At 70.3% G+C, this 13,397-nt stretch carries 10 protein-coding genes; 4 read left to right on the top strand and 6 right to left on the bottom strand.

Features of this window, described 5'->3' with window-relative positions; translation table 11 throughout:
* Nucleotides 1-74: 74 nt before the first annotated feature.
* A complete protein-coding gene (locus ACZ4LX_RS13730) occupies nucleotides 75-1,856 on the bottom strand; it encodes an ABC transporter ATP-binding protein (protein WP_467638135.1) in 1,782 nt (593 codons plus the stop codon).
* Entirely contained in the window at nucleotides 1,853-3,691 is a 1,839-nt protein-coding gene (locus tag ACZ4LX_RS13735; protein WP_467638132.1) for an ABC transporter transmembrane domain-containing protein, read from the bottom strand. Before ACZ4LX_RS13735 ends, ACZ4LX_RS13730 begins: the two co-directional genes overlap by 4 nt.
* Before the next feature lie 354 nt (nucleotides 3,692-4,045).
* On the opposite strand from ACZ4LX_RS13735, the gene ACZ4LX_RS13740 reads away from it, so the two are divergent.
* On the top strand, nucleotides 4,046-4,786 hold the full coding sequence (locus ACZ4LX_RS13740; RefSeq protein ID WP_467638639.1) for a hypothetical protein: 741 nt from the start codon (nucleotides 4,046-4,048) through the stop codon (nucleotides 4,784-4,786).
* Between the two features lie 15 nt (nucleotides 4,787-4,801).
* Here the strand turns inward: ACZ4LX_RS13740 and ACZ4LX_RS13745 are convergent, their stop codons facing one another.
* Together ACZ4LX_RS13745 and ACZ4LX_RS13750 are read right to left on the bottom strand one after the other, a co-directional pair.
* Complete coding sequence (locus ACZ4LX_RS13745; RefSeq protein WP_467638129.1) at nucleotides 4,802-7,735, bottom strand: FAD-binding and (Fe-S)-binding domain-containing protein; 2,934 nt, start codon at nucleotides 7,733-7,735, stop codon at nucleotides 4,802-4,804.
* A gap of 43 nt (nucleotides 7,736-7,778) precedes the next feature.
* Nucleotides 7,779-8,222 (bottom strand): MarR family winged helix-turn-helix transcriptional regulator, encoded by a 444-nt coding sequence (locus ACZ4LX_RS13750; RefSeq protein ID WP_467638126.1) that lies wholly within the window; start codon nucleotides 8,220-8,222, stop codon nucleotides 7,779-7,781.
* Nucleotides 8,223-8,427: 205 nt separating this feature from the next.
* On the opposite strand from ACZ4LX_RS13750, the gene ACZ4LX_RS13755 reads away from it, so the two are divergent.
* Together ACZ4LX_RS13755 and ACZ4LX_RS13760 are read left to right on the top strand one after the other, a co-directional pair.
* Nucleotides 8,428-10,236 (top strand): ABC transporter ATP-binding protein, encoded by a 1,809-nt coding sequence (locus ACZ4LX_RS13755; protein WP_467638123.1) that lies wholly within the window; start codon nucleotides 8,428-8,430, stop codon nucleotides 10,234-10,236.
* A 71-nt stretch (nucleotides 10,237-10,307) separates the two neighbouring features.
* The gene (locus tag ACZ4LX_RS13760; protein WP_467638120.1) at nucleotides 10,308-10,916 is read left to right on the top strand and encodes a hypothetical protein; all 609 of its coding nucleotides are present in this window, start codon (nucleotides 10,308-10,310) and stop codon (nucleotides 10,914-10,916) included.
* Between the two features lie 391 nt (nucleotides 10,917-11,307).
* On the opposite strand, the gene ACZ4LX_RS13765 is transcribed toward ACZ4LX_RS13760, so the two are convergent.
* Both ACZ4LX_RS13765 and ACZ4LX_RS13770 read right to left on the bottom strand, forming a co-directional pair.
* Entirely contained in the window at nucleotides 11,308-11,964 is a 657-nt protein-coding gene (locus tag ACZ4LX_RS13765; protein ID WP_467638118.1) for an alpha/beta hydrolase, read from the bottom strand.
* A gap of 113 nt (nucleotides 11,965-12,077) precedes the next feature.
* Nucleotides 12,078-12,740 (bottom strand): NADPH-dependent F420 reductase, encoded by a 663-nt coding sequence (locus ACZ4LX_RS13770; RefSeq protein WP_467721182.1) that lies wholly within the window; start codon nucleotides 12,738-12,740, stop codon nucleotides 12,078-12,080.
* A gap of 55 nt (nucleotides 12,741-12,795) precedes the next feature.
* Here ACZ4LX_RS13770 and ACZ4LX_RS13775 point away from each other — a divergent pair, with 55 nt between their 5' ends.
* Nucleotides 12,796-13,251, top strand: a complete 456-nt coding sequence (locus ACZ4LX_RS13775) for a MarR family winged helix-turn-helix transcriptional regulator (protein WP_467638115.1) — start codon at nucleotides 12,796-12,798, stop codon at nucleotides 13,249-13,251.
* Nucleotides 13,252-13,397 lie beyond the last annotated feature (146 nt).

Here is a 13,397-nt window from a genome sequence, read left to right on the forward strand (position 1 = left end):
CGACGACGCCTTCCGGCCGGAGCACGCGGCTCCGGCCGGAAGGCGGTCGTACGGACGGCCCGGCCCGTCAGGGGTCAGCCGTGCCAGGACCGCCACAGCGCCGCGTACGCGCCGTCCGCCGCCACCAGCTCGTCATGGCTGCCCAGTTCGCTGATCCGGCCCTGCTCGACGACGGCGATCACGTCCGCGTCGTGCGCCGTGTGCAGCCGGTGGGCGATGGCCACGACCGTACGGCCGTCCAGCACCCGGGCCAGCGAACGCTCCAGATGACGGGCCGCGCGCGGATCGAGCAGCGAGGTCGCCTCGTCCAGCACCAGGGTGTGCGGATCGGCCAGCACCAGCCGGGCCAGCGCGATCTGCTGCGCCTGCGCCGGTGTGAGTGCCAGGCCGCCCGAACCGACCTCGGAGTCCAGCCCCCCGTCGAGCGCCCTCGCCCAGCCTTCCGCGTCGACCGCCGCCAGCGAGGCCCACAGCTCCGCGTCCTCGGCGCCGGTACGGGCCAGCAGCAGATTGTCCCGCAGCGACCCGACGAACACATGGTGCTCCTGGTTGACCAGAGCCACATGCGTACGGACCCGCTCCGCCGTCATCTGCGACAACTGGGCACCTCCCAGCGTGACCTCACCGGTCCTCGGCGCGTAGATCCCCGCCAGCAGCCGGCCCAGCGTGGACTTGCCGGCACCGGACGGGCCGACCAGCGCCAGCCGCGTACCGGGAGCGACATCCAGCGACACCTCGTGCAGCACGTCGAGACCGGTGCGATAGCCGAAGCGCACCTCGTCCGCGCGCACGTCACGGCCGTCCGGCGCCACGCCGGAGTCACCGGCGTCCGGCTCGATCTCACGGACCCCCACGAGGCGGGCCAGCGACACCTGGGCTACCTGCAACTCGTCGTACCAGCGCAGGATCAGGTTGATCGGATCGACCATCATCTGCGCGAGCAGCGCGCCCGTCGTCAGCTGGCCGACGGTGAGCCAGCCCTCGATGACGAACCAGCCGCCGAGCATCAGTACCGCGCCGAGGATCGTCACGAACGTGGTGTTGATGACGGGGAAGAGCACGGACCGCAGGAACAGCGTGTAGCGCTCCCAGGCCGTCCACTCCTTGATCCGCCGGTCCGACAGGGCGACCCGGCGCGCACCCAGCCGGTGCGCCTCCACGGTCCTTCCGGCGTCCACGGTCTCCGCGAGCATCGCCGCGACCGCCGCGTAACCGGCCGCCTCCGAGCGGTACGCCGACGGCGCCCGGCGGAAGTACCAGCGGCAGCCGAGGATCAGCACCGGCAGCGCGACGAGCACCGAGAGCGCCAGCGGGGGAGCGGTGACGGCGAGCGCGGCGAGCAGCAGACCCGCCCACACCACCCCGATGGCCAGTTGCGGGACCGCCTCGCGCATGGCGTTGGCGAGCCGGTCGATGTCCGTCGTGATCCGGGACAGCAGATCGCCCGTCCCGGCCCGCTCCAGCACACCCGGGGGCAGCCGCACCGACCGCACGAGGAAGTCCTCGCGCAGATCGGCCAGCATCTCCTCGCCCAGCATCGCGCTGCGCAGCCGCATCATCCGGGTGACCACCGTCTGGACGACCAGCGCCAGCGCGAACACCGCGACGGTGCGCTCCAGATGGAGGTCGGTGACATCGTTGGACAGATCCTCGACCAGTCCGCCCAGCAGGTACGGGCCGACGATCGACGAGATCACCGCGACCGAGTTGAGTACCGTGACCACGATGAACGGCCGCCGGTGGCGCCGCATCAGCTCCCGTACGTAGGTGCGTACGGTCGCGGGTGTACCGACCGGCAGGGTCGTCGCCGACTCCGGGGCGGCCGGGTCGTACGTCGGTCGTGCGACGCCGATCATGCCCTCTCCTCGATTTCCTCGATCGTGCTGATGTCCCGGTCGCCAGGTCGCGCGGCCGCGATCTCGGCGTCGGTCTCACGGGTGACGACCGACCGGTAGCGCGGTTCGTCGCGCAGCAGTTCACGGTGGGTGCCGACGGCCACCACGGTGCCGTTGTGGACCAGCGCCACCCGGTCCGCCAGGTCGAGCAGCAACGGCGACGAGGCGAACGCCACCGTCGTCCGGTCCTTGCGCAGGGACTTGATGCCCTCGGCGACGCGTGCCTCCGTGTGCGAGTCGACGGCGGATGTCGGCTCGTCCAGCACCAGGGCCTTCGGGTCGGTCACCAGCGAGCGCGCCAGGGCGAGCCGCTGGCGCTGACCGCCGGACAGCGACCGGCCGCGTTCGGTGATCCGGGTGTTCATCGGGTCGCCGTCGGTGTCGACGGACGCCTGGGCCAGCGCGTCCAGCACATCGCCGCACCGTGCGGCCGCCAGCGCGTCCGAGGCGGCCACCCGGCCGGACGACGGCACGTCCAGCAGTTCGCGCAGCGTGCCGGAGAGCAGCACCGGGTCCTTGTCCTGGACCAGCACGGCGGTCCGTGCCGCGTCCAGTTCCAGGTCGTCCAGGGGCACGCCCCCGAGCAGGACCGACGGCAGTGCGGGCGCCTCGGTGTCCTCGGCCTCGTCCCTCTGTGCCACGGCGGGCCGGGCATGGCCGCCGAGCCGGTCCGCGAGCCTGCCGGCCTCGTCCGGATCTCCGCACACCACCGCGGTGAACAGGCCCTCCGGAGCCATCAGGCCGGTGACCGGGTCGTACAGGTCGCCGGTCGGTGTCGCGTCGACCGTGGACGGCCGCGTGACCCTGTTCAGGGCGAGCACCCTGACCGCCCGCTGGGCGGACGGCCGTGAGAAGGAGTACGCCATGGCGATCTCCTCGAAGTGCCGCAGCGGCAACAGCATCAGCGTCGCCGCGCTGTACACCGTCACGAGCTGACCGACGTCGATCTTCCCGTCCCGGGCCAGCACGGCTCCGTAGATGACCAGTGAGATCAGCAGCACGCCGGGCAGCAGCACCTGGATCGCCGAGATCAGCGACCACATCCGCGCACTGTGCACGGCGGCCTCGCGTACCTCCTGCGAGGCGCGCCGGTAGCGGCCGAGGAACAGTTCCTCGCCGCCGATACCACGCAGTACACGCAGCCCGGCCACGGTGTCCGACGCCAGCTCGGTGGCCTTCCCGGCCTTTTCGCGCTGGAGGTCGGCACGACGGGTCGCGCGGGGGAGCAGGGGCAGGACGGCCAGGGCGAGCAGCGGCACGGAGAGCGTCACCAGCGCACCCAGCGAGGGCAGGTAGAGGACGAGCCCGGCACAGATGATGACGAGTGCCGCGACGGCGGCGGCGAAGCGCGAGAGCGCCTCGACGAACCAGCCGATCTTCTCCACGTCCCCCGTGGACACCGCCACGACTTCTCCCGCGGCGACCCGGCGGGTCAGCGCCGAGCCGAGTTCGGCGGTCTTGCGGGCCAGCAGCTGCTGGACCCGGGCCGCAGCGGTGATCCAGTTGGTGACGGCGGTCCGGTGGAGCATGGTGTCGCCCAGCGCGATCAGTACACCCAGGACCGCGAGCGTGCCTCCGGCCAGCGCCAGCCGTTCCCCTGACCGGTCGACGACCGACTGGACGGCGAATCCGACGACGAACGGCAGAGCGGCGATGGAGCACTGCTGCAGCAGACCCCAGGACAACGACTTGAGCTGTCCGCGGATCTGGTTGCGGCCGAGCCAGAGCAGGAAGCGAGGACCCGACCGGACATCGGGATCGCCGGGATCCTGGTACGGAAGATCGCGAATGTGCATGACGTCCCAAAAGATCGGAAGGAGCTGAGATCCGCGGTGGATCTCCAGAAACACGTGGGGGAGGTGTGTGGAGGGACCAAGCCGTCCAAGCCTTGCCCTTCCGCCGTGGCCGAGGCAAACCCTTTTACGGGCCCGGTCCCGCGAGCACCGGGGAGGCCCAACCGGTCCACGGAGCAAGGACCGGGGCCCACGGAGTGAGGCCGGGTCCGGGGAGCAACGACCGGGGCCACGGAGTGAAGTCCGGGCCCAACGAGTAAAGACTGGGCACGCATCCGCCCGTTCCGGCCGCAGAGGACGGCCGGGGACGCCGATGAGTGCGAGCATGGACGAATGCGTATCACCGGTGCGGTACGAGTGGTGGTCTCGGCGGCCGCCTGCGGTGTCCTGCTCACGACGCTGACCTCGTGCGGCGACGGATGGGATACGAAGAAGGGCGACGCGCGGTCGGCCGACGCCCGGAAGGACAAGGACAGGGACAAGGGCAGGGACAAGGACGCGTCGCGGACCACCGGGCTGAAACGTATTCCGGACGTGGGCGACCGTCTGCGGTCGCGGATCCCGGGCAACTCCCGTCAGGTCGTCGCCGTGTACGGCGAGGGAAAGAACTCCGCACAGTCCACGGTCGTCCTGTACGAGCGGACCGGATCCACCTGGGACAGGGCCGCCGGATGGAAGGCCCACAACGGCCGCAAGGGCTGGACCACCGACCACCACGAGGACGACAAGCGCTCCCCGGTCGGCGTCTTCACCCTCACCGACGCGGGCGGCGCGCTGCCCGACCCGGGTGCTCTGCTCCCGTACAGCGAGTCGGCCGCCATCCAGGCACCCCGCTACTGGGCCAAGCCCTACTGGCACGACTTCGACTACGTCATCGCCATCGACTACAACCGCGTCAAGGGCACGCCTCCCAACGATCCCACGCGCCCTCAGGGCCGGTCGAAGGGCGGCAGCATCTGGCTGCACATGGACCACGGCAGCGGCACGTCGGCCTGTGTGAGCCTGCCGAAGGCCGCCATGGTCAAGCTGCTGCGCACCCTGGACCCGAAGCAGAACCCGGTCGTGGTGATGGGCGACCGCGCCGGCCTCCGAGCCTGAGCGACCCGCGCGAAGCTACGCGGGTCCGGGTCTGGTCGCCCGCTCCAGCTCCATGAGCGCCGAGTGGTACGAACGCCCCGTCGCCCGGTCCATGCCGATCTCGCACATGCGGTTGGCGCACAGATACGTGTCGTACTCCCGGGTGTTCACCTCGGCGGCCTCCTTCGCCGTGGCCGAGGCGGTCAGCTCCTTGTGGAGCATGCCCCGGTCGCCCGCGAAACCGCAGCACGCGGCGTCGTCCGGGATCACGACCTCGTCCGCGCAGGCCTCCGCGACCGTGCGCAACTGGCCGACATCGTCGAGATGTTCCATCGAACACGTCGGGTGCAGGACTGCAGATCCGGCCTTCCTCAGCACCGTCAGCTCCGGCAGAAGCTCGTCGGCCGCCCAGACCAGCGAGTCGACCACGGTCAGCTCACGGTGCAACTCCCGGTTGTCCTCGGTCAGATACGGCACCACCTCGTGGGCGATGCCCAGCGTGCACGAGGAGGCGTCGACGACCAGAGGCAGCTTTCCGCCGGCGGTCCAGCCCCAGGCGGCCTCGACGATCCGGTTGGCCATCACGGCGTTGCCGGCGGCGTACCCCTTGGAGTGCCAGATCGTCGCGCAGCAGGTGCCCGCGACATCATCCGGGATCCAGACGGGCTTCCCCGCACGCGCCGAGACGAGGACCACGGCCTGGGGCAGCGACCGGCCGCGGTGTCCCTCGGGACCGCCGAAGATGCGGTTGACGCAGGCCGGATAGTAGACCGCGCTCGCCCCCGTCCTGGACGTGCGGGGCAGCTTCCGGGAGGCCGCTCCGGGGATCTCCGGCAGCCATTCGGGCACGAGATCGGGGCGGACGGCCTTGCGGGCGAGACCGGTGACACCTTCGAGCAGCCGGTCGTCGATCCGGTCGGCCGCGGCGACCGCCAGCCGGGCCACCGCCTCGACCGCGCGGAAGTTCCTCGCGGTGAGCGCGGCGATCCGTTCCTCGCGCGGGGAGTGCCGAAGATGACGGAAGTCCTTCATCATGGCGCCCGTGTCGATGCCGACGGGGCAGGCGAGTTTGCAGGTGGAGTCGCCCGCGCAGGTGTCGACGGCGTCGTAGCCGTAGGCGTCGAGCAGCCCGGCCTCCACCGGTGATCCGTCCGGCTGCCGCATCATTTCACGGCGCAGCACGATGCGTTGGCGCGGTGAGGTGGTCAGGTCGTGGCTGGGGCAGGTCGGTTCACAGAAACCGCACTCGATGCAGGGGTCGGCCACCGCCTCGACCCGGGGAATGGTCTTCAGCCCGCGCAGATGGGCCATCGGGTCCCGGTCCAGCACGATCCGGGGGGCCAGCACCCCGTCGGGGTCGATGACCTGCTTCGTACGCCACATCAGCTCGGTCGCCCGTGGGCCCCACTCCAGCTCCAGGAAGGGGGCGATGTTGCGGCCGGTGGCGTGTTCCGCCTTGAGCGATCCGTCGAACCGCTCCACGGTGAGCCGGCAGAAATCCGCCATGAACGCGGCGTACCGGTCGACGTCGGACTGCTGCCCCGCGTCGAACGCCAGCAGGAAGTGCAGATTGCCATGGGCCGCGTGGCCCGCGACGGCGGCATCGAAACCGTGCTCGGCCTGGAGCGCGAGCAGCGCCTCGCAGGCGTCGGCCAGCCGGGAGGGCGGGACCGCGAAGTCCTCCGTGATCAGCGTCGTACCGGACGGCCGGGAGCCGCCGACCGCGGTGACGAAGGCCTTGCGCGCCTTCCAGTACCCGGAGATGGTCCGGGCGTCGCGGGTGAACTCGTTGGTCACCGAGGTGACGGGCCGGACCAGCTCCAGCTGCCGTACGACCCCCGCCGCCGCCTCCTCGTACGCCTCCTGGCCCGGTTCGTCCGGAGCGCGGAACTCCACCAGCAGGGCCGCGGTCTCCTTCGGCAGTCCGGCCCAGTCGGCGGGCACCCCCTTGACGCTGACCGAGGCGCGCAGGGTGTTGCCGTCCATCAGCTCCACAGCGATGGCGCCCGCTTCGTTGAACAGCGGGACGGCGGCCGCGGCCGATGTCAGCGAGGGGAAGAAGAGCAGGGCGGTGGAGATACGGCGGTCCAGTGGCAGCGTGTCGAAAACGACCTCGGAGATGAAGCCGAAGGTCCCCTCCGAGCCGACCATGAGGCCGCGCAGGATCTCCACCGGCGTCGAACCGTCCAGGAAGGCGTCGAGCCGGTAGCCGTTGGTGTTCTTGATCTCGTACTTCGCCCGGATCCGGGCGGTGAGCGCGGTATCGGCCTCGATCTCGGCCTTCAGGGCGAGCAGCCCCTCGCAGAGCTGCGGCTCCGCGTGCGCCAGGTCCTCGTCCGCCGCCGGATCGCCCGTGTCCACCACCGTGCCGCTCGGCAGCACGAAGGTGAGGGAGGCCACGGTGCGGTACGAATTACGGGTGGTGCCGGCGGTCATCCCTGAGGCGTTGTTGGCGACGACCCCGCCGATCGTGCAGGCGATCGCGCTCGCCGGATCGGGCCCCAGCAGCCGTCCGTGCCGGGCGAGGGAGGCGTTCGCCCGCATGACCGTCGTCCCGGGCCGGATCCGGGCCCGCGCGCCGCCGTCCAGGACTTCGATGCCCGCCCAGTGGTGTCGAACGTCGACGAGGATGTCCTCGCCCTGCGCCTGGCCGTTCAGACTGGTGCCCGCCGCCCGGAAGACGACGTTGCGCCCCTTGCCGTGCGCGTACGACAGGATCGCGGAGATGTCGTCGATGTCCTCCGGCACCAGGACGACCTGAGGAACGAACCGGTACGGACTGGCGTCGGAGGCGTACCGCACCAGGTCGGAGATCTTCCAGAGCACCTTCCGCCGGCCGAGGAGCGCGGTCAGCTCGCCCCGGAGCGGTTCGGGTGTGCCCGGCGCCTGCCCGTCGGGCACCCGGTCGTGGGAAGGGGACCGCACCGCGCCGGGGCGCAGGGTTTGCGGGTTCGGCTCCAGCAGCGGCATGTCCAGATCCCCTCGGTGGCTCGGTGCGGCACTTCGCACCCGGTCAGCAGCGGCGCTCCGGCATTCCGTTGACCAGAGCGGTCAGCAGACCGCCGAGCACCTCGCGCTGATCGGCGGTCAATGGAGCCAGGATCTCCTCTGCGGCCGCCCGGCGCGCGTCGCGCAGCGACCGGAGCGTGGCGACGCCCTCCTCCGTGATCTCGATCCGGACCACCCGGCGGCTGTCCGGATCGGGGATCCGGCGCACCCGGCCGCCTGCCTCCAGTCCGTCGACCAGCGTGGTCACGGCGCGGGGGACGACATCGAGGCGCTTCGCGAGATCCGCCATCCGGGGGGGACCGTCACAGTGCGCCACGGTGCGCAGCAGCCGGAACTGTGCGGGAGTGATGCCGATCGGCTCCAGCTGGCGGCTCTGGATGCGCTGGAGTCTGCGCGTCAGCCGCAGCAGCTGTTCGGCGAGCACTCCGTCGGGGTCGGGGGAATCCATACCGGGAACAATATCAGGACCTTGTTCATTGTGAGTATAGGTAACAATGAGCTATGCTCTCATCTGTTCGACTGTCAGGGGCCCGGACATGGGCCCCGGCCAGACAGTGCGGCTCCCCGTCGCCCTGCCCCCGCGGCGCACGCGTTCGCTTCCGCGGGCACGCGCGCCCGGCCCTCCCGTTGTCGCACGCCCCACGAAGGAGCCCATGAAACCCGACGAACCCACGTGGACACCCCCGCCCGGGGAGGCGGCCCGGCCGCCTGCCGAGCTGCGCCGCATCCTCCGTCTCTTCCAGCCCTATCGCGGCCGCCTCGCTGTGGTCGGACTGCTCGTCGGCGCCTCGTCGCTGGTGTCGGTGGCCTCCCCGTTCCTGCTGCGCGAGATCCTGGACACCGCCATTCCCCAGGGGCGGACCGGACTGCTCTCGCTGCTCGCCCTCGGCATGATCCTCACCGCGGTGATGAACAGTGTCTTCGGCGTACTGCAGACCCTCATCTCCACCACCGTCGGCCAGCGGGTCATGCATGACCTGCGCACCGCCGTCTATACGCAGCTCCAGCGGATGCCGCTCGCCTTCTTCACCAGGACCCGCACGGGTGAGGTCCAGTCCCGGATCGCCAACGACATCGGTGGCATGCAGGCCACCGTCACCTCGACGGCCACCTCGCTGGTCTCCAACCTCACCGCGGTCATCGCCACGGTCGTCGCCATGCTGGCGCTCGACTGGCGGCTCACCGTCGTCTCGCTGCTCCTGCTGCCGGTCTTCGTCTGGATCAGCCGCCGGGTCGGCCGCGAGCGGAAGAAGATCACCACCCAGCGTCAGAAGCAGATGGCCGCCATGGCGGCCACGGTCACCGAATCGCTCTCCGTCAGCGGAATTCTGCTCGGCCGCACCATGGGCCGCTCCGACTCGCTCACCAAGGGCTTCGCCGAGGAATCCGAGCGGCTTGTCGACCTCGAAGTGCGGTCCAGCATGGCCGGACGCTGGCGGATGTCGACGATCGGCATCGTGATGGCCGCCATGCCGGCGGTCATCTACTGGGCCGCGGGCATCGCTCTTCAGTCCGGTGGTCCGGACGTCTCGATCGGCACGCTCGTCGCTTTCGTCTCGCTCCAGCAGGGCCTGTTCAGGCCTGCCGTGAGCCTGCTCTCCACCGGGGTGCAGATGCAGACGTCCCTCGCACTCTTCCAGCGCATCTTCGAATACCTCGATCTCACGGTGGACATCACCGAGCCGGACAAGCCGGTGCGGCTGGAGAAGATCCGGGGCGAGGTCCGCTTCGAGAACGTCGACTTCAGCTACGACGAGAAGAGCGGCCCGACCCTCAGCGCCATCGATGTGACGGTGCCCGCAGGTGCCGGCCTGGCGGTCGTCGGTCCCACCGGTTCCGGCAAGTCCACCCTCAGCTATCTGGTGCCGAGGCTCTACGACGTCACCGGCGGCCGCGTCACACTCGACGGGGTCGACGTGCGGGAGCTGGACTTCGACACGCTTGCCAGGGCGGTCGGCGTGGTCTCCCAGGAGACGTATCTCTTCCACGCCTCGGTCGCCGAGAATCTTCGCTTTGCCAAGCCGGAGGCGACCGACGAGGAGATCGAGGCGGCGGCCCGCGCCGCGCAGATCCACGATCACATCGCCTCGCTGCCCGATGGATACGACACGCTCGTCGGCGAACGCGGCTACCGCTTCTCCGGAGGCGAGAAGCAGCGCCTGGCCATTGCCCGTACGATCCTGCGCGACCCGCCGGTGCTGATCCTCGACGAGGCGACGAGTGCCCTCGACACCCGTACGGAGTTCGCCGTACAGGAGGCGATCGACGCACTCTCGGCCGGGCGGACCACGATCACCATCGCCCACCGGCTCTCCACCGTGCGTGATGCCGACCAGATCGTCGTCCTCGACGGTGGCCGAACCGTGGAGCGCGGCAGCCATGAGGAACTGCTCCGGCAGGACGGGCGGTACGCGGCCCTGGTGCGCAGGGACGACACCCGGCTCGCTCCCGTGGCGGGCTGACCGGCCCCGGTCGCGCGCAGCGGATGCCCCGGGGCGCCGGGCCGGGCGGCGGTACGGCATGATCCCCGGCCATGAGAGCTCTCCTCGGGGTCGAACTCCCCGGATACCGGCCCGTCGCCGACGACACCTGGGCGAACGAACACGACGATGTGCTGTCGCTGCACTTCTTCGCCCTTCCGCCGGACCTGCCGGCCGCACTCGACGACGGCCCGGCCCTGCGTAACGCGCTCACCCACCACACCGCGCGGGCGGGCGGCGGACTCATCGAAGCGTCCGTGAAGCGGATGGGGGAGTTGCCGGCCCTGCGTCAGATACTCAAACTGCCGCTGCCGGACCGGCCGAGCGGCCAGGCGTTCATCGGAAGCTTCACGGTGCCGCGCGCCGGATGCAGCACCGTGGTGAAGATCCAGGCGAGGGAGCAGGGCATGACCGGGATGCGTGAAGCCGTCGTCCTCGCCAAGGTCGGACCGCAGGACTACTTCCGGCCGCACCCCTACGCCCCGGACGTCCAGGGCGGCCTTCCGTTCCACGCCGCCGACCATGCGCGATGGGATGCCGATTTCCCCGACCACCCGCTGACCCGCGTCCGTGGTGCGCTCGACATCCTGGCCCAGGCCGTTTCGGTGGCCCCTGAATTCGCGGCCCTGCCGCCCTTCGCGGGCCCGGCGGCCGGCCGCTGACAGCACACGGCCGCATGCGACGGCGCCGCCGCTCCCGTGGGACGGGGAGCGACGGCGCCGAGTGGAGCAGGGGTCAGATGAGCCAACCCACGAAGTGGACGACGCCGGCCAGCAGGTTGGTGATCAGGTTCATCGGGTGGTTCTCCTTGTGCATGGTGAATCTCTGGGACAGCGCAGTCGCGGTCTGCAGCCCGTTGCTTGCGCCCCGTAATCATCAACCGCGGTCCGGCAGTTGAGCAACGAATACCGATACGATCACGCGTTCAAGCGAACACCCGATCCCTTGTTCGTTTGTTCGCATCGTGTGCCGTGTGTTGCGGGTTGTCGCAGGTGTGCTGAGCGTCGCCGACGGTGGATGGCGAGAGTGCCCACTCCGTACACTCTGCCGTTGTCAGGAGCCGGTGGGCGTGGTGCCGTGATCGGCCGGTTGGGCACCCTGCTCATCGAGCCAGGTCGCGAGGGCGGTCAGCGCGTCGGGGGCGATGCTGTGGCCGACCGGGTCGCGCCGCGCTGTGGCCGATGCTTCGGACCGGGTGGTCAGGTAGTCCCAGGTGCGGTCGAGGAGTTCGCGGGGGATGACGCGGTCGTGTTCGCCCTGCGCGACGAAGACCGGTACCCCGGCCAGTTGTTCGGCGTCGGTCGGCACTCCCGCCTCGAACGGCAGTGTGCCGTAGAGGATGGCCGCACCGGTGTACCTGGCGGGGTCGTCCAGCAGAAGGCCGCCGGCGAATGCGGCGCCTCCGCTGAATCCGACCAGGATCACCGGGCGTCCGGACGGGGCGACTTCGCCGAGCCACTTCCGGAACCAGTCCATGGTGGCGCGCAGCGACTCCGGTACCGGGCGCCCGATACCGCGGTTGGCGAACCAGGCGTAGCCGCCGTTCTCGGCGATCGGGGCTCGCAGGGCCACGTACGAGAGTGAGTCCGGCAGTGCGTCCGCCAGGGTGATGATGTCGCCCTCGTGCGAACCACGGCCGTGCAGCAGCACGACCAGAGGGCTGTCGGTCCGGCCCCGGGTCACGGCCACCGGGGCGTCGAACGCGGTCATGCGTCGCCTCCTGCGGTGGGACCTCCTGCAGTGGGAAGGGGGCCGGGTATCGAGGTGGTGCTGTTCATCTTCCGCTTCTTTCGTTGGGTGGGGCCGGGCGGCGCACGGTTCGTTCAGGAGGTCGGGCCGAGCAGCGCCCAGCCGGTCTGCCAGGCCCAGCCGTTGCCTGCGTTGAGCGAGATGTTGAGGAAGGCCATCTCTTCCAGGGCGCGGGCCATCCGCAACCCGCCCGCGTCAACCGGGTGGAATCCCAACGAGGACAGCAGTGCGGCGACGGCCTTCTTGGCTTCGGCGTCGTCACCGGCGTAGAAACCGGCGAGGCGCACATCCCCTTCGGCGGGGGATCCGAGGCGGCCGGCGAAGACCGTGTTGAAGGCTTTGACCACCGGAACGCCGGGGAGGGCGCGCTGCAGGCTCTGCGCTGCGGCGGTCTCTTCGATGTCGAGGTCGGTGTAGGTGTCGTTCAGCGGGTTGCTGGCGTCGACGACGACTTTGCCGACGAGCGCGGGAGCCAGCTCACGGGCGACGCCGACCACGGCGTTTCCCGGTACGGCGAACACCACGAGTTCTGCGTCGGCGACGGCGGCGGCGTTGTCCTGTGCGGCGTCCGCGCCGGTTGCGGCCGCGACCTTCGACGCCTTGCCGGGGCTGGTCGCGCTGATCGAGACGGTGTGCCCCGCCCGGACGGCGGCCGAGCTCAGGGCGGAGCCGACGTTCCCGGCTCCGATGATCGCGATGCGCATGACTTCCACCTCGATAGTTGACGTGTCAGATATTCCAACCGTAACAAAATTATCTGACCAGTCAGACTTTCAGTCGTAGGATGAGGCCATGTCCTCCTCTTCGATCGACGACCCGCTGATCACCACGTTCGGTCGCCTCCTGGAGGCGTCCAGCAAGCTGGAACGCCGGCTGGGTGGGGCCCTGCAGGCGGAGACCGGGCTGCCGCACGTGTGGTTCGAGGTCCTTGTACGCCTTGCCCGCTCGGAGGGGGGTCGGCTTTCCATGGGCGCGCTGGCCGCGGACATCGCGCTCACGAGCGGCGGCATCACCCGGCTCATCGACCGAATACGCGCGGCCGGCTATGTCGAGCGCCACCCGTCCCCCGCTGACCGGCGGGTGACCCACGCGGTCATCACCACGGAGGGCCGCGACGTACTGAACCGGGCGGCGGCCGTCCACGCGGGCAATCTGCGGGAGGTATTCGCCGGTTTCGACGAACAGGCACTGTCGTCCCTGGACACTCTTCTGGACCGGCTGCGTGAGGCCGCGTCACCGCCTGACTGAACCGAGGGATCGCGGGGGCCGCGAGGCCACGGGGCCACAGGATGTCCAGGAACCGCGCCTCCGCCGCGCCGGGTCGAACAGCCGAGGGCGCCGCGCCGCTCGTGACAGCCAACCCGGCCGCACAGCCGCAACGGGCGGGGGACCGA

Source organism: Streptomyces sp. NPDC026062, assembly GCF_055568375.1.

What these genes read in the sequence shown, in the direction of transcription:
- ACZ4LX_RS13755 (WP_467638123.1), top strand. Translation starts at nt 8,428, where the DNA reads ATGAAACCCGACGAACCCACGTGGACACCCCCGCCCGGGGAGGCGGCC.
- ACZ4LX_RS13750 (WP_467638126.1), bottom strand. Translation starts at nt 8,222, where the DNA reads ATGGATTCCCCCGACCCCGACGGAGTGCTCGCCGAACAGCTGCTGCGG.
- ACZ4LX_RS13775 (WP_467638115.1), top strand. Translation starts at nt 12,796, where the DNA reads ATGTCCTCCTCTTCGATCGACGACCCGCTGATCACCACGTTCGGTCGC.
- ACZ4LX_RS13735 (WP_467638132.1), bottom strand. Translation starts at nt 3,691, where the DNA reads ATGCACATTCGCGATCTTCCGTACCAGGATCCCGGCGATCCCGATGTC.
- ACZ4LX_RS13730 (WP_467638135.1), bottom strand. Translation starts at nt 1,856, where the DNA reads ATGATCGGCGTCGCACGACCGACGTACGACCCGGCCGCCCCGGAGTCG.
- ACZ4LX_RS13760 (WP_467638120.1), top strand. Translation starts at nt 10,308, where the DNA reads ATGAGAGCTCTCCTCGGGGTCGAACTCCCCGGATACCGGCCCGTCGCC.
- ACZ4LX_RS13765 (WP_467638118.1), bottom strand. Translation starts at nt 11,964, where the DNA reads ATGACCGCGTTCGACGCCCCGGTGGCCGTGACCCGGGGCCGGACCGAC.
- ACZ4LX_RS13745 (WP_467638129.1), bottom strand. Translation starts at nt 7,735, where the DNA reads ATGCCGCTGCTGGAGCCGAACCCGCAAACCCTGCGCCCCGGCGCGGTG.